The organism is Vibrio sp. HDW18 (genome assembly GCF_011306175.1).
GTDB lineage: Bacteria > Pseudomonadota > Gammaproteobacteria > Enterobacterales > Vibrionaceae > Vibrio > Vibrio chanodichtyis.
This window is the reverse complement of sequence record NZ_CP049914.1, coordinates 556,772-574,415: the sequence shown is the minus strand read 5'-3', so window position 1 is coordinate 574,415 and position 17,644 is coordinate 556,772. Positions and strand designations below refer to the sequence as shown.

Below are 17,644 nucleotides of genomic sequence, written 5' to 3'. Positions count from 1 at the left end.
TGGCGTTGGCTGCCCCTTAACCGGGCGTTATGTGACAGGAGGTTATTTTGATTAATGAAGAAGACTTTAATGTAAGCAACACAATCTTCACGTTTAAAAAAGACGAGTATCCATTGTCGAAAATTAAAGGTGCAAGGGTTAAAACAAACACTTTTCAGGATCATGCTTTGCGTATTTTCTGCATTGGTTTAGTTGTTGCGAGTGTCGTATGGATGATATGTCCAGAGTCATTTGGATTACTTACAGCACCACTTGCACTAACAATAGGCATGTTTTCAGCGTTGTTTTCAGTTAGAAAGTACGAGTTACAAGTTGAGTTCCAGCATATTGATGAAACTGGTTTGCAATGGGTATCCGTAGCGAAGACGAATAACCAAATGGTTAAAATGTTGTTTGAAAAACAAGCAAGTAGCTACTTGGCCAAGTCACATAACAAGGCGTTTAAGTGGGATTTGGCACGCGTGGCATTTTCAGTTTGCGTTGAGTTCGGTGGTTACGGCACTGTGCGGTAGCTTTTGTATTGCGTGCCTGCACCCCTTAACGCGGCGTTATGTACTTTTTCTGAAAATATCCTAGTCAGCAGATGGAGCTGGTCGTAAACTTCGGATTTGAATTCTTGGGGTAATAGATATGGCATTCTCAGAAATTGAACAAAAGCGTTACGAAAAGGCAGTGGAAAAGTATCTCGAAAATTGCCGACCACCAGTAGAAATTCGAGATCAACTTGATATTGGCTATCGTCTAGATGGGCAGGCAATCGAAATTTTCGAAATTCGTCCCAGATGGGATGACCCATCAGAAAAACTTGAGCATCCAGTAGCGAGAGTCAAATACTACAAATCGCGGAACGAATGGAAAATTTACTGGATGAAATCAGATTTAAAATGGCATGCATACGAACCGATCCCTGAAGTGAAATTTCTAGAGGTTTTCTTTGAGATATTACAAGACGATGCTTATGGCTGTTTCTGGGGATAATCTCAACCACGTACATAACAAACGCCTCAAGAGGGACTGTCAACGCGTGGCGTTTCCAGTCCCATTGAGCCGCGGTGGTTTCGGTTGTTGTGTTTGAGTTTAGTGGTAATGCGTTGCCAGCCCCTTAGGCGGGCGTTATGCTTAATCCATAAAAATCAGCAGGTTGTGATTTTCGATTCCTTTGGCATTCCGTTCAGTTTTGTCGGCAATTCAATATTGTTCGTCGCTGTCTAACGAAGCGGCAATGTTTCTGGCGCTGTAACTTCTGAGTTATTGCCTCATTGGGTTGTTGAGTCTGCGCGAGGTGAGTTTTGCTCTTTCAAGTCGCTTTGAGCAGTTTGGTGCCTTTACTTATAGGCTGAAAGTCTGTCGGCAATTGAGCATTGTTTTTCGCTGCCTAATGAAACAGCAATGTATCTGTCGCTTTAAGTTTCAGCGTCATTGCCTCATTGAATTATTTTTCCTATGCGTGGTGAGTTGGTTTGTCGGAGAGGGTTTCAACATTGGCCTAGTTGCTAAATGAAAGCCTGCATGGGTCTGTTCATAGGTAAAAGTTGCGCCAGTTCTAATTCAAGGAAATTTAAAGTTTGGTCAATGATTTCAGTGGGTTATTCTTGACTGGATTCAAATGTAAAGTGTTGAAGCTTAAGCATAACAAACGCCTCAAGAGGGACTGTCAACGCGTAGCGTTTCCAGTCCCATTGAGCCGCGGTGGTTACGGCTGTTGTGTTTGAGTTGAGTGGTAATGCGTTGTCAGCCCCTTAGGCGGGCGTTAGTTTCATCCGAAATGGATTAGCTCAATTATAATTTGAAAAAATAAAAAAAAGCCCACTATTTAAGAGTCTAATGGGCTATTTAGGTTAATCTATCATTATTCGAAGCATGAACTCGTCAAATAGGGGAACAGTGAACGCAGTATCACCATGGTTTGGCGCATAAACCATACCTTTCTCGATCAAGCCATGTCTAATAGGGGCGACCTGATTAACTGTTTTATTAAGCTTTTCAGCAATATCACCTGAGCGGTGTGGACCCGCTCCAAGCCGAGCCATGGCTAACATGTATCCTTTTTCTTTTGGAGTCAGGCGATCAAATCGAACTCGGAAAAACGATTCATCAAGTGTGGCAATTGTTAGCTCTGTTGCAGCAATAACATCATCTTTAGTAATGGGACTCTTAGCTGCGATATTCCAAGAGTGACTGCACCATTCCTGAATAAAATATGCATAGCACTGTGTCTTACTTATGATCTCTTTAATGGCTTCATCTGTAAATTCAACGCCTTCACTTTTAGCTGGCTTTTGAATTGCATCAATTGCAGCTTGTTCAGGTAATGGTCCTACTTCTGGGTAGCTAAATAGACGTTCAGCATATGATTTCGAGTTGCCTGCAAGCCCGCGCAATTGCGGTAATCCTGCTCCAACTAACGTGATCGGAAGTTTAAGTTGTGAACAACGATGAAGAGCTGAAATTAGGGATGCAAACTGATCTGAATCTACATATTGAAGTTCATCTATAAACAAGACAATGGCGGTATCTGCCACTTGTGCCGCTTTACCGACCTCAATAAACAATGCGGTCAGATCGGCTTCAAGATCACCATTGTCAGCTAAGCCAGTTTCGGGTTCGTAGTCTATTCCAACTTCGATATCATTGAATGTAAATTTCATTCCTTTAGCAAATCCAGCAATAGCCCTCAAAGCTGTTATAGCTTGACTTTTTGCTTTCTCAAGATTGCTCAATTTCAACATTGCTAATCGTAATTTAGGTGCAATTAATGATGGTAATGAACGCTTTTCCGGTGCTTCAATGAAGATGATATGCGCCTGCTGTTTCTCGGCATCTTGAGACATTTGCTCAAGCAAAACCGTTTTGCCTACACCTCTTAGGCCGACTAGCATCAGACTTTTAGCGGAACGATTTTTCATAATACGCGCTATTGTTACTGATAAGTCTCTTCTTAGATCATCACGACCGGCTAGTTCATAAGGTGGTGTTCCAGCTCCTGGGCTGTATGGGTTTAATACTGGGTCCATTAGATTATGCCTTTATTGGAATATTATGTTTAAAATGTAACTTTTATAATAACTTTATGCAAGAATCTTTAGAGTGATTTTTGAACAATGTATCTTTGTAGAACAAACTAACAAACGCCTCAAGAGGGACTGTCAACGCGTGGCGTTTACAGTCCCATTGAGCCGCGGTGGTTATGGCGGTTGTGTTTGAGTTTAGTGGTAATGCGTTGCCAGCCCCTTAGGCGGGCGTTAGGTTGCTTCACAAAAGGAGTAAAAACATGCTTAAATGGTTATTTGCCAAACTAGAAAAAACTATAGGGGATAGTTGTGCACAGCGCGCAGTCAATGAAGGGCGCATCGCTTCCGAGGTGCGGAAGCACACAACAGAAGAGAAGAGACTTTTGGCATTACGTTTAAACAGCATTGAAGATTTAGCCCAGGCGCTGAAAAGTGAAGTTGAACGAAAGGAACATAAAGTTTTTCAATGCAAGGATTTTGAAAAATTAGTTTTAACCCGTGATCGTGATGGAAAAATCGTAGTTTTAGATTATCATGAAATTGACTAACATAGTGAAAGTTTATAGAGTTGAAGTGGAAAAGTCTGATGTGTGTTTTCATTCAATATATTATCTCCACGCGGAGGTGATATAAACTGTCAATAATCGCTCTGTAATCAATTCTAAGCGTTTTTATTAATTTGTGGCTTGTTAGTTATGGCATATCGCCTTGGGCTTGTTTCTGAGCTTAAATAGGCGGCTAAATTGGCAAGCTTTTGCTTTGATACTGTATCTGTATATTTTTCTCGGTCAAATGGACGTTGTACTGTTCTAACTTGGTTCTCACGTGTGTATTTTGCGAGCACTTTGTTAAGCAATTTCAAATCAAGTTCGGCAGTGGTGAGAATTTGAATGTAACCGACTACACCATAATTGAACTGATTTTTTAATCTCAGCACCCAAATCATAGTGATACTTTTGAATGCAGCACTGACAGGTTTTTTAATCTTCTGCATCAAATCATTGAACTCAAAGGCTTCATCAAAGTTGTTATAAAATATCGCTGTCTGATGTGTTGGCTTAATATCTTTGATGTTATTTATGAGCTTACGTTTGGTTTTATTATGTGCTGATTCTGTCATAGTTTATACTCCAATAATCATATATCTCTATATCCTTATAACTTCACTTCAATATGTGAGGCTTATCGTGTGATTAATGGTGCATAAGTTGTTGATTTACAGCTATTATGCAACTGTGATTTTGGTCGAGCAAACGACTGAGAATCACGAAAATCGGATAGTAGTGCGGTGAGAATCACACTAAAACTTAGACACTGCACCTAACAAACAGCTCAAGTGGGACTGTCAACACGTGGCATCTTCGGTACGGTTAGCATCAGTGATTACGGTTGTTAATGTTGAGTGTGGCTGTGTGTTGTCAGCCCCTTAGCTGGGCGTTATATTTTTTTAAGTTTAACAATCAAAAGGATTCATGATGAACGTGGATAAAGCGAAAAAACGCATATTGAAACGAGTACAAAGAGGTTTCAAAGGTTATCCGCAAATATCTTTAGAATATTTCGGAAAAACGACAGATTTCGCTACCGAAGTAGTCATCACTTTTGTTCCTGAAGAAAACGCTGAAGCACAAATTCAGAGATTTACGAGTAATAAAGATGTTCGTGAAGATGAAGCAATTCAATCGGTATTGTTGAAAATTATTGAGCGAGCCGATGCTGCTACGGTTTTAGAAAGTCGAGAAGTATCAGTTTGTTAATGGCTTTTCTTTAATTTTAAGTTTTTGGTCACATTAGTGCTGAGAACGAAAATATAACAAACGCCTCAAGAGGGACTGTCAACGCGCGGCATTTTTGGTGTGCGGTGATATTTGTGGTGAATTTGCTGTGCGTTTAGCTGGTTTGTGCGTTGCCATCCCCTTAGGCGGGCGTTATGTGTTTCATCAGAGGTAATATGAAAAAATCAGTTATATCTATAATTATTCTTGTTTTATCGGTAGTGATGGCATGGTATTACTACCCTACTTGGATGCAGTTATTATTTAGCAATGACGTATCAGAAATTACTAACAGAGCGCTATTTGGTGACTCTTATGGTTCTCTGAATACACTATTCTCTGGTTTAGCGTTCGCAGGGATTATTACATCAATATTTCTTCAGTCTCAAGAGCTCAGAGAAACTCGTGCCGAAATCAAAGGGCAAAAAGAAGAATTTGAACTACAAACTAAAGCAATGAATAAGCAAGTATTTGAGACAACATTTTTTCAATTGCTTCAACTACACAATGAAATTGTCCAATCGCTACAGATTGAAGAAGGTTATCTCAACAACAGAAAGTTGTGCCATGGTCGAGAAGTCTTTAGAGTCTTATACAAAGATAAATTTGTCGAACAAGGTGCTAGCTATGAGTATGCTCATCAATTCGGTAATGATGAAATTTTTAGTGATGATATAAATGGACATTATCTAAAATTTCATCGGGTATATGGTCATTTAGTTGGGCATTATTTTCGTAATGTCTATCAAATTTTAAAGTATGTTGATAGATCGACAGTAGAAGACAAAAAGTTCTATTCTAATTTACTTCGAGCTCAAATGTCTGATTATGAGTTGGGTTTGCTATTTTACAATTGCATCAGTGAATTAGGTAATACTAAGTTCAAGTTTTTAATTGAAAGATATAGTTTCTTTGAGCATTTACATCGACTATCATCTATTGAAGATTATGAAATTAAAATGTATGAAAAAAGTGCTTATGGTTCTACAAATATATCTTTTATTGAAGTGTGCGAGCAAAACACATAACAAACGCTTCAAGAGGGACAACCAACGCGCGGCATTTTTACTATGCGCTGGTTTTTGTGATTACGGTGTTATGCGGAAAGTTGGTCGTAGCGTTGGCTGCCCCTTAAGCGGGCGTTAGGCATTAATCGTTCGACTATCAAATTTAGCTGATACAATGCTCTTATTATTCAAAGTAGTAGAGTTTTTAAGTATGGACATAGGCAAGTTAACGCGAAAAGAACTGATAGAGTTAAATCATAGGATCGTAGCTCGTTTGGAGCATCTGGATGAACTTGAAGTTCAAGCCAAAAGGCAAGAGTTCATACTTGGTTCGCCGGCGCAGTTTGTCGATGATAAAGGCACTATTCAGCTATGTGTTGTCGTTAAGTTCAATAAGAAGTCAGTATCAGTGTCAACAGCAAATGGTGAGCGTTGGAACATTCCAGCAGAACGATTACAGCCGTTGGCAAATGCCTAACAAACGCCTCAAGAGGGACTGTCAACGCGTGGCGTTTCCAGTCCCAATGAGCCTCGGTGGTTTCGGTTGTTGTGATTGAGTTTTGTAGTAATGCGTTGCCAGCCCCTTAGGCGGGCGTTATGTTTATTGAGGGTAACAATGGATAAATTGTTAATTGAAAGCGTAATTACTAATGCCACTTTTCTAACAGTGCTGGGGCTAGTAGCTCGCTCTTTATTTAAACACTATTTAGATAAGGATATTTCTAATTTCAAAGAGAAAATCAAAAGTGACGCATCTAAACAAGTAGAGGCGTTTAAGTCTGAGCTAGAAAAAGATCGTCTTAGGCTCCAAATTTCCTATGGTGGTATCTTTGAAAAGCAAGCAAATGCGATACTCGATTTGTATCAGCATCTCCTTAAGTTAGAACGAGCTCGATATTATGCGGTACACGACTCAAAATCTGGTACAGATAGAAGAAAAGATTTTATGCCTCATTGGCAAGAAATTCGATCTAAGTACGCAGAACATAGGATCCTATTACCTGAGCATATAGATACAGAGCTAGACAGATTTTTCTCAACACTATTCAAAAATGTACTTAAGTACAATAGGCTAGATCAAAGACTTAGCTCTTGTGTAAGCGATGAAGAGTTTGAGAAAATATCTGAAGTTCAAGCAGAAGTTTTCCAATATCTGGAACAAGAAATACCAGCGATACAGGAATATTTGATATCCGAAATGCGTAAAACTATTGGTGTTCACCCTGAAAAATAAACATAACAAACGCCTCAAGAGGGACTGTCAACGCGCGGCGTTTCCAGTCCCAATGAGCCGCGGTGGTTTCGGTTGTTGTGATTGAGTTTAGTGGTATGTGTTGCCAGCCCCTTAGGCGGGCGTTAAGTGCTAGGAGTAAAAATTGAAATTTGAACAAGTAAAACAAAGAATCGACTTACTAGAGCACTTTGATTATTCGCTTGCTTTATTTGAAGCGAACTATCACGAGTTGATTTCGATTATTGACTTCATGTGTAATGAACGTGTCGGTGTTGAACTTTTCTCTATAACAAATAGATGGAAGTTACATGAATGCCAAGTTCACCTTGGTTTTAAGTTGCACAACTATGTTTGCGCAGCCAAGTCCTTAATTGATCACTCGCGAGTTCTATATAGCAGACTATATAAAAAGAATGAAATCAACTTTGATGGATATGAAGATCAGGTCAAAATTCGCTTTGTGGACAACTCACTTAGCAAATTCATAGAATTTTTGAGAAGTTATTCTCAACACGAAAAACTGCCAACAATCAGCTCCTCCTTTAGTTTTGATTCACAGTCCGATGAGGGATTTGTTTTTAAGGTTCTTCTAGTTGGCGATGAGCTAATGAAATCTAGTCAAATTAAATCTCAAGCAAAAGCCTACATTCGTGAAAATGAAGAGCTTGATATTAGAAAAGTACTTTCTGATTATCACAATCAAGTTCGAGAATTTTATGAATGGGTAAAAGCTAGGCAAAATGAAATCCATAAAGATGATCTTGCAGCAATCAATGAGTTCAATCTCAGAAACAGAGTTGAATCATTAACCAAGTTCATTGATAGCTTTGTTTACGAAGGCATGAGAGGTACCGTGCAAGAACGGTTCTACGAAGTTCTCGCTCCTGAAGAGTTTAAAGCGTTAGATAAGTACAAAAATGATAACAAAGAGTGGTTAGAAAATGCACTTCAAGTTATCAAAGAGCAGACGGGTATTAGTTTACCAACTAGTATCCAAGAAAATTTGTTAGCTCAGTGCGTACAATGAATTCGCACTTAACAAAGCATTAAAGAGGGACAGCCAACGCGTGGCATTTTTATCATGCGTTGGTTTTTGTGGTTACGTTGTTATGCGGAAACTTGGTAGTAGCGTTGGCTGCCCCTTAACGCGGCGTTATGTACTTTTCTGAAATCCTTCCTACAAATCAAACTTGTGCACAGTGTCATTATGCGTTAGTCTTTGTCTATGGATGCACAATGAGACAGTGCAAGTTGCAATGGCATTAGAATTTAAAGATAAGTGGTTAGAGCAGTTTTACGAGGATGATAAACGACATCGTTTAATTCCAAGTAGCATAGAGAATGCTCTATTTCGGAAGCTGGAAATCTTAGATGCAGCTCAAGCTGAATCAGACTTAAGAATTCCACCGGGTAATCGTTTTGAACATCTTGAAGGAAATCTTAAAGGTTGGTGTTCAATTCGAGTGAACAAACAGTATCGTTTGATTTTTCAGTGGGTTGATGGTGTTGCACTAAATACTTACTTAGACCCACATAAGTATTGAGGTAACGACTATGCGTAAGACAAAACGTCGTCCAGTTAGCGTTGGGGAAATGTTAAAAGTTGAATTTCTTGAACCAATGGGCATCACATCAAAAGCGCTCGCTGAAGCGATGGGCGTACACAGAAATACGGTGAGTAATTTGATTAATGGTGGTGTGTTAACAGCTCCGGTAGCAATCAAGTTAGCCGCGGCATTAGGTAACACCCCAGAATTTTGGCTTAACATTCAACATGCAGTTGATCTTTGGGATACGAGAAATCGTTATCAAGAAGAGGCAAAGCTTGTAAAGCCGTTGTTTGTTTCGCTGGAACAAAGCGCACGTACATAACAAACGCTTCAAGAGGGACAGCCAACGCGTGGCATTTTTACCATGCGTTGGCTTTTGTGATTACGATGTTATGCGGCAAGTTGGTAGTGGCGTTGGCTGCCCCTTAAGCGGGCGTTATGCTTAATCCAGTTAAATCATGCGGTGAACGTTTACTTTGGTAATTCGTGTCGGTTTGTCTGCAATTTAACATTGTTCATCGCTGCCTAATGAACCGGCAATGTTTTTGGCGCGTTGATTGTCGAGCATTTGCCTCATTTCGTTTTTGTGCTTGCGTGAGGCCAATGTCGCTGGCTCAAAATCGCTTTAAGTGTTCGGGCTTTTTTGGCTTATTGGCACCAAAGCACATCGGCAATTTGGCATTGTTTTGCGCGGCCTAATGAAAAAGCAATGTTGCTGGCGCTGTCAGATTTGTGTAATTGCCTCATTGGAATTTTGTGCCAATTCGCGATGAGTTTGGCTTGGAAAGTTGCAGGATTGTTCATCTCAAATCATGTAAGCGCCTATTTAAACCGTATCCGCCCCATGATCCCACGGGGCGTTCGAGTTTTAATGTGAGAAGTTCCAAGGAAGCAGTGAGTCGATATCAGGCTCTGACTTTGCCAACTCTTTCATACATTTCACCATGTAATCGTAGAGTATTAGCCCGTTAGCTTTTGCTGTCTCGATGATGCTGTATAGTAACGCACTGGCATCTGCACCATTGGGATTGTTGGCGAACAACCAGTTTTTTCTCCCAATAACCAATGACTTAATTGCGCGTTCCGCTCGGTTGTTGTCGATAGATAAATGCCCATCTTCAACATAGCGTATCAGCTTAGGCCACTGACCCAGGGTGTACTTGATGGCTTTTCCAAGAGGACTCGATTCGATGACTTTTTGCGTGGTTAACCAGTCATAGAGGTCATCTAGCATGGGTTTAGCATTGGATTGTCTCTCAGACCAACGTTCTTCGACCGAAGCGAGTTTTAATCGGGATTCAAGTGCATACAGCTTTTGGATTTTTGCTAACGCCACATCCGCTTTACCTGATTTTCCTTTGCCTTGAAGCTTCTTCGCATCCATGAACTTACGACGTGCGTGAGCGAAGCAGCCGACATTGGTAACTTTGGTTAATCCGTCATAAGCACCGTAGCCATCACTTTGCAGATAACCTGAGTAGTCGCCCAGGAAGCCCACGGGACAAGCTCTCGCACGACTGTTTTGATAGTCGAACAAGACGATGTTTTTCATGTCAGGGAGTGTAGCTTCGGGCGAGTCAGCCCCCGAGCAGTATAGCCACATGTAACATTGCTTGTCTTCCTTGAGCACATTGAGCGGTGTCTCATCAGCATGAACCGCCACTTGCTCAAGTAAGTGTGCTTTTAATGCTTGATAAAGCGGTTTGAACTTTTCACTCACCTGGATTACCCATCTTGCCATCGTGGTTCTCGATAACTCGATACCCGACTGGGTGAACAGGGTTTCCTGGCGGTACAGCGGTAGCGCATACTGATATTTACCGAGGATAATGTTGGCAAGCAGGCTTTCAGTGGCGAAGCTTTTGGGGATGATGCTCTTTGGAGCAGGCTGTTGGTGAATACGGCTCGTCTCTGCTTTTTGTTCGCACTGACGACAAGCGTATTTAGGGCGGACAACCTCCAACACTTTTAACACCGCTGGCGTGAACTCCAGCTTTTCACTGCGGTCTTCACCGACTTTATGGAGAGTGTGCTGACAGCAAGGACATTGCTTATCATGCTCATCAAGGTCAAGTACGAGGATTTCACGCGGTAAGTCTTTAGGCAGTGGTTGACGTTTACCACGGCGTTTTGTGGTCGTCGTTGTCGTGACAACTTCCTCTTCAGCTTTAGCGGCTTCGCATTCCGCTTCATTGAAGAGGTCACCCTGTGCTTCATTATAAGGTTTTAACGCTTCTGAGCGTTTGGCGAACTGGCGGTCAAGAGCGAGCTTAAATTGCTCAATTAAGGATTGGCGCTCTTGTTGCCACTCCTTTTTCTCCGACATCAACGCTTTCACCATAGCTTGAAGCTCGGCGATGTCTTGGCTTTCTGGGTTAATATCGGGCGTCTTTTTCATGGCATTTATTATACTAAAAACGCCACTCTAAGGCTTGGTGTAACTGACTTTTATCGAGATTAACTCATTGTAATATTGTCTATTTTTATCGGTTTATGGCCGATTATCGTGAAGCCCGATAACAGTCTGTCTAAGTCAAATTGAGTCAGGGTGTATACCTGTTTTTTCTCTTGAGTGGGCCATTTGAATTTGGCTTTTTCCAATCTTTTATACCACAGAGCGAAGCCCGTTTTATCCCAATACAAGACTTTGATTTTGTCGCGTTGTTTATTGATAAACAGGAACAGCGCACCGCTTCCTAATGGTAAGTCGGTTTCAGATTCAATAATCGCCGCCAGACCATTGATGGACTTTCTAAAATCCACAAACTCCCGATACAGGTAAACATTCGGAGCACTCAGCATTCGTTTCATGACAGTGCTCCGATTAACTCTGCCAGATACGAGGCAGGTGTTCCCTGGGGGATGCTGAGTTCAACGTCATTAATAAATAATGTCATGTTGGCAATCGGTGTTTGAGTCATCTGGTAGCGTGTCGTTTTTTCAACGACTTCCGCTTTGATAAAGCCACCTGCTTGAGATTGCCCAGAGCAATGCAATTGTTGACGCTTTGCGTAGAAGGTCGAAAGACTCAGATCATGGCGCTCGCAGAACACACGCTGAGAGAGTTGACTGGATTCGTATTGCTCGAACAGGGTTTGCCATTCTTGGTCGGTACGCCGCTTTGCCATTTCAGATCTCCTTGTAGTTTGAGGTTTGATCTTAGGGCGTACCGAGATTGATTAGAATGTGGGGTTTATGACGCGTTTACTTTAAACCCACCTACCAATAACTCAGCATTCTAGGCATAGTGATTTCGCAACCAAGGAGTCACTATGAACCAATCGAACAAAACTCAGTTTTGGGCAGAAATCATTGAGCAACAGAGCCAAACTGAGTTATCCATTGTCGCGTTTTGCAAGGCAAACCAACTGACGGTAAATACCTTTTACTACTGGCGCAAAAAGCTTTACGGGGGCGAACAGCAACAAGTGGTGCATCCTGTCCTGATAGAAGATAGCCCGAAAAGCATAGGGGAACGCCAGTCGGTTATGCTTTCACTACCAACAGGAATGACCGTTGAATTTCCCGCTAACATGCCAGCACACCAAATCCAAAACTGGTTACAGGCTCTGACGTGTTAACACCGAACTTGGGTATTTACCTGGTCTCGGGCATAACTGACATGCGCAAGTCTATTGATGGCTTGTCATTGATTGTGGCTGATGTGTTGGAAATGGATCCGTTCAGTGAAGCCTGGTTTATCTTCTGCAACCGCGGCCGAGACAAAATTAAGATCTTGTTCTGGGATACTAATGGTTTTTGGCTTTATTACCGCCGACTGGAGAAAGGTCGTTTTAAATGGCCTAAACCCAATGCATCTGGTCATATCGCTATCTCCAGACAGCAACTTCAATGGTTACTCTCTGGGCTTAATCTGGAACACCCAAAAGCTCACCAGCCCTTATATGGCATTGAAGTGTGAGCCAATACCATGATCGTGATAAAGGGCTTGAACGATCCTTTTACCCTGTCAGACTAACGGCATAATCCTGACCAAGAGCAGCCTGACTGATGAATCACCTTCCTGACGACGTAGAACAACTGAAAGCGATGCTGTTAGCGCTTCAGGAAGAAAACAAAGCGAAGGACAAGCAACTACAGGCCCAGCAAGAAGAAATGGCTGAGCTTAAAACACGGGTGGAACTTCTGCTTGAGCAACTCAACCTCAGTAAATCCAAACGGTTCTCTTCCCAGAGTGAAAAGGTGGTTAAAGGTACCTTCAATGAAGCCGAGCAGCAAAATGCACTGCACAAACCTGAGCCAGCTCATCATAAAAAAGGACGTAAACCGCTACCTGAAGAGCTGGAGCGAGAAGTTCAGGTTCACACTGCGAATGTTGTGGGCACGAATTACATAAATGTGGGGTAGAAACCTCTGAAGAGCTGAAGATCATCCCTCAGAAAATCAGTGTGATCCGCCATGAACGAACCAAATATGCCTGCCGTCAGTGTGAACATACCGAAACCAGCAGCAAGATCGTCACAGCCCCCAAACCCGCTAGCATGATCCCGAAAAGTATCGGTTGTCCAGAAACCTTCGCCGCCATCGTTACTGCCAAATACGTTGATGCGCTACCGCTGTACCGTCAGGTTGATATTCTTAAGCGAGGCGACATCGATATTAGCCGAGGTACGCTGGCCAACTGGTGTGTTCAGCTAGGGAACAAAGTTGACGTCATTATCGACCAGATGAAAGCCCGCTTGTTATCTGAAAGCTTAATCTGCGCAGACGAAACCACGGTACAGGTGTAAGCGCCTAGTTAACCAGTGAGACTGTATTCAGCCTAGCTGATTCCTACATTCCATGGCATAAGATCAGTTAAATCATCGCTTGGTGAACGCTTCGGTAACTCTCTGAACAGGTGCACGAAGTAGAAGTAGGGATTGATGTCGTTTGCACGGCAAGTCATGACCAGACTATAGAGGTTTGCACTGGCCTTTGCTTCGTCTACTGAAGTTGAGAACATCCAATTTTTGCGCCCCGTGGTAAACGGACGTACATCTCTCTCAGTCACGTTATTATCGATGCTGATATTACCGTCTTCAAGATACGTAAGAAGTTTTGGCCACTGGTTTATCGCATAGTTGATGGCGATCCCGAGCTTGCCTTTCGGTAGTTGTGTTTCCTTGACCCCGACCAACCATTTATGGAACTCATCGAGTATAGGCTTGGCTTTTTGTTGCCTTATCTGTCGCCGATTTTCTGGACTTAGTGCTCTAATCTCCCGTTCTATACCGTAAAGCTTACCGATATAGTTTAGCGCTTTTTCTACACGGCCAACTTTCTTGGTCGGTTGAGCTTTTTGTGCATCGGTAAACTTACGTCTTGCATGAGCCATGCAACCCGCTTGCGTGACATTTTTAAGAGTGTCATATGCAGGATACCCATCCGACAACAGATAACCAGAGTAATCACCAAGGAAGGTGTTGAGACAGTTTGCCCCGCGCCCTGGCTGATAATCATAGATAACCACTGGTAACTTATGGAACTCGCCACTGCGATAGACCCACATATAGGACTTGCTTTGCGCTGTTTTCCCTGGCTCTGACAGTACCTGTACCGTGGTTTCGTCTGCGCAGATTAAGCTTTCAGATAACAAGCGGGCTTTCATCTGGTCGATAATGACGTCAACTTTGTTCCCTAGCTGAACACACCAGTTGGCCAGCGTACCTCGGCTAATATCGATGTCGCCTCGCTTAAGAATATCAACCTGACGGTACAGCGGTAGCGCATCAACGTATTTGGCAGTAACGATGGCGGCGAAGGTTTCTGGACAACCGATACTTTTCGGGATCATGCTAGCGGGTTTGGGGGCTGTGACGATCTTGCTGCTGGTTTCGGTATGTTCACACTGACGGCAGGCATATTTGGTTCGTTCATGGCGGATCACACTGATTTTCTGAGGGATGATCTTCAGCTCTTCAGAGGTTTCTACCCCACATTTATGTAATTCGTGCCCACAACATTCGCAGTGTGAACCTGAACTTCTCGCTCCAGCTCTTCAGGTAGCGGTTTACGTCCTTTTTTATGATGAGCTGGCTCAGGTTTGTGCAGTGCATTTTGCTGCTCGGCTTCATTGAAGGTACCTTTAACCACCTTTTCACTCTGGGAAGAGAACCGTTTGGATTTACTGAGGTTGAGTTGCTCAAGCAGAAGTTCCACCCGTGTTTTAAGCTCAGCCATTTCTTCTTGCTGGGCCTGTAGTTGCTTGTCCTTCGCTTTGTTTTCTTCCTGAAGCGCTAACAGCATCGCTTTCAGTTGTTCTACGTCGTCAGGAAGGTGATTCATCAGTCAGGCTGCTCTTGGTCAGGATTATGCCGTTAGTCTGACAGGGTAAAAGGATCGTTCAAGCCCTTTATCACGATCATGGTATTGGCTCACACTTCAATGCCATATAAGGGCTGGTGAGCTTTTGGGTGTTCCAGATTAAGCCCAGAGAGTAACCATTGAAGTTGCTGTCTGGAGATAGCGATATGACCAGATGCATTGGGTTTAGGCCATTTAAAACGACCTTTCTCCAGTCGGCGGTAATAAAGCCAAAAACCATTAGTATCCCAGAACAAGATCTTAATTTTGTCTCGGCCGCGGTTGCAGAAGATAAACCAGGCTTCACTGAACGGATCCATTTCCAACACATCAGCCACAATCAATGACAAGCCATCAATAGACTTGCGCATGTCAGTTATGCCCGAGACCAGGTAAATACCCAAGTTCGGTGTTAACACGTCAGAGCCTGTAACCAGTTTTGGATTTGGTGTGCTGGCATGTTAGCGGGAAATTCAACGGTCATTCCTGTTGGTAGTGAAAGCATAACCGACTGGCGTTCCCCTATGCTTTTCGGGCTATCTTCTATCAGGACAGGATGCACCACTTGTTGCTGTTCGCCCCCGTAAAGCTTTTTGCGCCAGTAGTAAAAGGTATTTACCGTCAGTTGGTTTGCCTTGCAAAACGCGACAATGGATAACTCAGTTTGGCTCTGTTGCTCAATGATTTCTGCCCAAAACTGAGTTTTGTTCGATTGGTTCATAGTGACTCCTTGGTTGCGAAATCACTATGCCTAGAATGCTGAGTTATTGGTAGGTGGGTTTAAATAGGCGCTTACGTTTTGAACATCTTGAAGGAAATCTTAAAGGTTGGTGTTCAATTCGAGTGAACAAACAGTATCGTTTGATTTTTCAGTGGGTTGATGGTGTTGCACTAAATACTTACTTAGACCCACATAAGTATTGAGGTAACGACTATGCGTAAGACAAAACGTCGTCCAGTTAGCGTTGGGGAAATGTTAAAAGTTGAATTTCTTGAACCAATGGGCATCACATCAAAAGCGCTCGCTGAAGCTATGGGTGTACACAGAAATACGGTGAGTAATTTGATTAATGGCGGAGTGTTAACAGCTCCGGTAGCAATCAAGTTAGCCGCGGCATTAGGTAATACACCAGAATTTTGGCTTAACATTCAACATGCAGTTGATCTTTGGGATACGAGAAATCGTTATCAAGAAGAAGCAAAGTTTGTAAAGCCGTTGTTTGTTTCGCTGGAACAAAGCGCACGTACATAACAAACGCCTCAAGAGGGACTGTCAACGCGTAGCGTTTCCAGTCCCATTGAGCCGCGGTGGTTTCGGTTGTTGTGTTTGAGTTTAGTGGTAATGCGTTGCCAGCCCCTTAGGCGGGCGTTATGTGTTTTCTCGAAAAATTTCGAAGTAGTGTAGAATCCGACTTTTGAAATATTGAGAAGGCAGCATGTCTAAAGTCGTTCAACAGCAAATCGGCAATATCGCACTTGTCGTAGAAAACTACGATGATGCCATTGAGTTCTATACAAAAAAGCTTCAGTTTAGTTTGGTTGAAGATACCGATTTGGGTGGTGGTAAACGTTGGGTTCAAGTTTCGCCGCCAAACTCGAATGGAACGAACCTACTTCTTGCTCAAGCAAGTACCGAAGAGCAAGCTCAATTTGTAGGTAATCAGACTGGAGGTCGTGTTTTTCTGTTTCTACAACCGAATGACTTCTGGCGAGATTATGAGTTGATGAAGGCCAAGGGTGTTGTTTTCAACGAAGAACCACGAGTAGAAGAGTATGGGACAGTGGTTGTGTTCCAAGATCTTTATGGAAACAAATGGGATTTATTGCAACTGAACAGGGCTCACCAATAGCACGCACATAACAAACGCCTCAAGAGGGACTATCAACGCGTGGCGTTTCCAGTCCCATTGAGCCGCGGTGGTTTCGGTTGTTGTGATTGAGTTTAGTGGTATGCGTTGCCAGCCCCTTAGGCGGGCGTTATATTTTTTATCACGTTTTGGGGCTATAATCGGCCTAACCTTTATTGATAGTTGGTGTGATATGAATCGAAAAGTTGAAGCTTACGGCGTTTATGCTGTTGAAAGACCGAAAATTAAGGCTAGTAAAAAACTTGATTTGACTGGTGATGCTGGTCGTCAAATTGTGAAGTCTGAAACTAAACTTGCTTTGCGTACTCATCAGAAGACATTCACTAAATTGGCTGATATGTAATGGATATCATCTGTTTTCCTTTTGAGCGAGTGATCGAAATTAATGCTTTCATCCTAAAAACAGAACCAGGAATGAAAGGAGCAGTTGATATTCCCAAGCTTCAGGGGGCATTAGGTCGAATCGATAATGCCATCGTTTATGAAGGACTGGATGATGTTTTTGAAATCGCTGCTAAATACACTGCTTGTATAGCGGTTTCACATGCGCTACCTGATGCGAACAAACGGACAGGTTTGGCTGTGGCACTTGAATATTTATCACTTAACGATTTTGAGCTTACGCAGGAAAATGATTTACTTGCGGATGCAGTTCGAGATCTTGTTATCGGCATTATCAACGAAACAGATTTTGCCGACATTCTCTACGCACAATACGCAAAAGAACAAAATTCAGCTCTCTAAACATAACAAACGCTTCAAGAGGGACAGCCAACGCGTGGCATTTTTATCATGCGTTTGGTTTCGTGCTTATGGTGTTATGCGGAAAGTTGGTAGTAGCGTTGTCTGCCCCTTAAGCGGGCGTTAGTTTCTCTCAGGAAAAATCATCAAAA

The 17,644-nt window shown here is 42.5% G+C and carries 24 protein-coding genes and 4 pseudogenes; 20 read left to right on the top strand and 8 right to left on the bottom strand.

From position 1 onward, the window contains the following. Nucleotides 1-47: 47 nt before the first annotated feature. The 3 genes from G7083_RS14410 to G7083_RS14395 all read left to right on the top strand — a co-directional run bounded on the left by G7083_RS14410 (nt 48) and on the right by G7083_RS14395 (nt 1,501). The gene (locus tag G7083_RS14410) at nt 48-512 is read left to right on the top strand and encodes a hypothetical protein (RefSeq protein WP_240911967.1); all 465 of its coding nucleotides are present in this window, start codon (nt 48-50) and stop codon (nt 510-512) included. A gap of 118 nt (nt 513-630) precedes the next feature. After that, nucleotides 631-978, top strand: coding sequence for a DUF3024 domain-containing protein (locus tag G7083_RS14400; protein WP_000885699.1), 348 nt, complete (start codon nt 631-633; stop codon nt 976-978). A 304-nt stretch (nt 979-1,282) separates the two neighbouring features. Next, nucleotides 1,283-1,501 carry a DUF3709 domain-containing protein gene (locus tag G7083_RS14395; RefSeq protein WP_071180889.1) on the top strand — a complete coding sequence of 73 codons (219 nt, stop codon included), beginning with the start codon at nt 1,283-1,285 and terminating at the stop codon, nt 1,499-1,501. Nucleotides 1,502-1,838: 337 nt separating this feature from the next. Here the strand turns inward: G7083_RS14395 and G7083_RS14390 are convergent, their stop codons facing one another. After that, complete coding sequence (locus G7083_RS14390) at nt 1,839-3,014, bottom strand: ATP-binding protein (RefSeq protein WP_166015483.1); 1,176 nt, start codon at nt 3,012-3,014, stop codon at nt 1,839-1,841. A 257-nt stretch (nt 3,015-3,271) separates the two neighbouring features. Here G7083_RS14390 and G7083_RS14385 point away from each other — a divergent pair, with 257 nt between their 5' ends. Further along, on the top strand, nt 3,272-3,559 hold the full coding sequence (locus G7083_RS14385; protein WP_166015482.1) for a hypothetical protein: 288 nt from the start codon (nt 3,272-3,274) through the stop codon (nt 3,557-3,559). A 113-nt stretch (nt 3,560-3,672) separates the two neighbouring features. Here G7083_RS14385 and G7083_RS14380 read toward each other — a convergent pair whose 3' ends face one another. After that, complete coding sequence (locus G7083_RS14380) at nt 3,673-4,131, bottom strand: hypothetical protein (RefSeq protein WP_166015481.1); 459 nt, start codon at nt 4,129-4,131, stop codon at nt 3,673-3,675. 355 nt (nt 4,132-4,486) lie between these two features. On the opposite strand from G7083_RS14380, the gene G7083_RS14375 reads away from it, so the two are divergent. The 8 genes and pseudogenes from G7083_RS14375 to G7083_RS14335 all read left to right on the top strand — a co-directional run bounded on the left by G7083_RS14375 (nt 4,487) and on the right by G7083_RS14335 (nt 8,899). Then, entirely contained in the window at nt 4,487-4,768 is a 282-nt protein-coding gene (locus G7083_RS14375; RefSeq protein ID WP_001100053.1) for a hypothetical protein, read from the top strand. A 49-nt stretch (nt 4,769-4,817) separates the two neighbouring features. Then, nucleotides 4,818-4,961 (top strand): annotated as a pseudogene (locus tag G7083_RS15340) (DUF3265 domain-containing protein); the annotation flags it as partial. A 1-nt stretch (nt 4,962) separates the two neighbouring features. Next, nucleotides 4,963-5,814, top strand: a complete 852-nt coding sequence (locus G7083_RS14370; RefSeq protein ID WP_001893680.1) for a putative phage abortive infection protein — start codon at nt 4,963-4,965, stop codon at nt 5,812-5,814. Nucleotides 5,815-6,067: 253 nt separating this feature from the next. Then, entirely contained in the window at nt 6,068-6,271 is a 204-nt protein-coding gene (locus tag G7083_RS14360) for a hypothetical protein (protein ID WP_001933740.1), read from the top strand. A gap of 138 nt (nt 6,272-6,409) precedes the next feature. Then, nucleotides 6,410-7,027 carry a hypothetical protein gene (locus tag G7083_RS14355; RefSeq protein ID WP_041051877.1) on the top strand — a complete coding sequence of 206 codons (618 nt, stop codon included), beginning with the start codon at nt 6,410-6,412 and terminating at the stop codon, nt 7,025-7,027. Between the two features lie 142 nt (nt 7,028-7,169). Further along, nucleotides 7,170-8,054, top strand: a complete 885-nt coding sequence (locus G7083_RS14350; protein ID WP_095466730.1) for a hypothetical protein — start codon at nt 7,170-7,172, stop codon at nt 8,052-8,054. 229 nt (nt 8,055-8,283) lie between these two features. After that, complete coding sequence (locus G7083_RS14340) at nt 8,284-8,571, top strand: type II toxin-antitoxin system RelE/ParE family toxin (protein ID WP_001162670.1); 288 nt, start codon at nt 8,284-8,286, stop codon at nt 8,569-8,571. A 10-nt stretch (nt 8,572-8,581) separates the two neighbouring features. After that, nucleotides 8,582-8,899 (top strand): HigA family addiction module antitoxin, encoded by a 318-nt coding sequence (locus G7083_RS14335; protein WP_166015479.1) that lies wholly within the window; start codon nt 8,582-8,584, stop codon nt 8,897-8,899. A gap of 546 nt (nt 8,900-9,445) precedes the next feature. Here the strand turns inward: G7083_RS14335 and G7083_RS14325 are convergent. Genes G7083_RS14325 through G7083_RS14315 form a run of 3 tightly spaced genes read right to left on the bottom strand, consistent with a single transcriptional unit; the run spans nt 9,446 to nt 11,705 of the window. Further along, nucleotides 9,446-10,975 (bottom strand): IS66 family transposase, encoded by a 1,530-nt coding sequence (locus tag G7083_RS14325; RefSeq protein WP_166013947.1) that lies wholly within the window; start codon nt 10,973-10,975, stop codon nt 9,446-9,448. A gap of 59 nt (nt 10,976-11,034) precedes the next feature. After that, nucleotides 11,035-11,388 carry an IS66 family insertion sequence element accessory protein TnpB gene (tnpB, locus tag G7083_RS14320; RefSeq protein ID WP_166013945.1) on the bottom strand — a complete coding sequence of 118 codons (354 nt, stop codon included), beginning with the start codon at nt 11,386-11,388 and terminating at the stop codon, nt 11,035-11,037. Continuing rightward, nucleotides 11,385-11,705, bottom strand: coding sequence for an IS66 family insertion sequence element accessory protein TnpB (locus tag G7083_RS14315; RefSeq protein WP_166013944.1), 321 nt, complete (start codon nt 11,703-11,705; stop codon nt 11,385-11,387). The genes tnpB (G7083_RS14320) and G7083_RS14315 overlap by 4 nt, the downstream gene beginning before the upstream one ends. A 144-nt stretch (nt 11,706-11,849) precedes the next feature. Here G7083_RS14315 and G7083_RS14310 point away from each other — a divergent pair, with 144 nt between their 5' ends. From G7083_RS14310 to G7083_RS14300, 3 genes and pseudogenes are all read left to right on the top strand, one after another. Further along, entirely contained in the window at nt 11,850-12,158 is a 309-nt protein-coding gene (locus G7083_RS14310) for an IS66 family insertion sequence element accessory protein TnpB (RefSeq protein ID WP_166013938.1), read from the top strand. A 41-nt stretch (nt 12,159-12,199) separates the two neighbouring features. Then, nucleotides 12,200-12,499, top strand: coding sequence for an IS66 family insertion sequence element accessory protein TnpB (gene tnpB, locus G7083_RS14305; protein WP_166013939.1), 300 nt, complete (start codon nt 12,200-12,202; stop codon nt 12,497-12,499). 89 nt (nt 12,500-12,588) lie between these two features. Beyond that, a pseudogene (locus tag G7083_RS14300) lies at nt 12,589-13,325 on the top strand (transposase); the annotation flags it as partial. Nucleotides 13,326-13,360: 35 nt separating this feature from the next. Here G7083_RS14300 and G7083_RS14295 read toward each other — a convergent pair. The 3 genes and pseudogenes from G7083_RS14295 to G7083_RS14285 form a co-directional block, all read right to left on the bottom strand. Further along, nucleotides 13,361-14,865: pseudogene (locus G7083_RS14295) on the bottom strand (IS66 family transposase). An 89-nt stretch (nt 14,866-14,954) separates the two neighbouring features. Continuing rightward, nucleotides 14,955-15,254 (bottom strand): IS66 family insertion sequence element accessory protein TnpB, encoded by a 300-nt coding sequence (gene tnpB / locus G7083_RS14290; protein ID WP_166013939.1) that lies wholly within the window; start codon nt 15,252-15,254, stop codon nt 14,955-14,957. A 41-nt stretch (nt 15,255-15,295) separates the two neighbouring features. Beyond that, nucleotides 15,296-15,604 (bottom strand): IS66 family insertion sequence element accessory protein TnpB, encoded by a 309-nt coding sequence (locus G7083_RS14285; protein WP_166013938.1) that lies wholly within the window; start codon nt 15,602-15,604, stop codon nt 15,296-15,298. A 74-nt stretch (nt 15,605-15,678) separates the two neighbouring features. Here G7083_RS14285 and G7083_RS14280 point away from each other — a divergent pair. From G7083_RS14280 to G7083_RS14260, 5 genes and pseudogenes are all read left to right on the top strand, one after another. Continuing rightward, nucleotides 15,679-15,807: pseudogene (locus tag G7083_RS14280) on the top strand (type II toxin-antitoxin system RelE/ParE family toxin); the annotation flags it as partial. A gap of 10 nt (nt 15,808-15,817) precedes the next feature. Further along, entirely contained in the window at nt 15,818-16,135 is a 318-nt protein-coding gene (locus G7083_RS14275) for a HigA family addiction module antitoxin (RefSeq protein ID WP_001232701.1), read from the top strand. 184 nt (nt 16,136-16,319) lie between these two features. Beyond that, a complete protein-coding gene (locus tag G7083_RS14270; RefSeq protein ID WP_166015476.1) occupies nt 16,320-16,733 on the top strand; it encodes a VOC family protein in 414 nt (137 codons plus the stop codon). 190 nt (nt 16,734-16,923) lie between these two features. Further along, the gene (locus G7083_RS14265; protein WP_166015532.1) at nt 16,924-17,094 is read left to right on the top strand and encodes an acetyltransferase; all 171 of its coding nucleotides are present in this window, start codon (nt 16,924-16,926) and stop codon (nt 17,092-17,094) included. After that, nucleotides 17,094-17,495, top strand: a complete 402-nt coding sequence (locus G7083_RS14260; protein WP_000351248.1) for a type II toxin-antitoxin system death-on-curing family toxin — start codon at nt 17,094-17,096, stop codon at nt 17,493-17,495. The genes G7083_RS14265 and G7083_RS14260 overlap by 1 nt, the downstream gene beginning before the upstream one ends. Nucleotides 17,496-17,644: the final 149 nt, after the last annotated feature.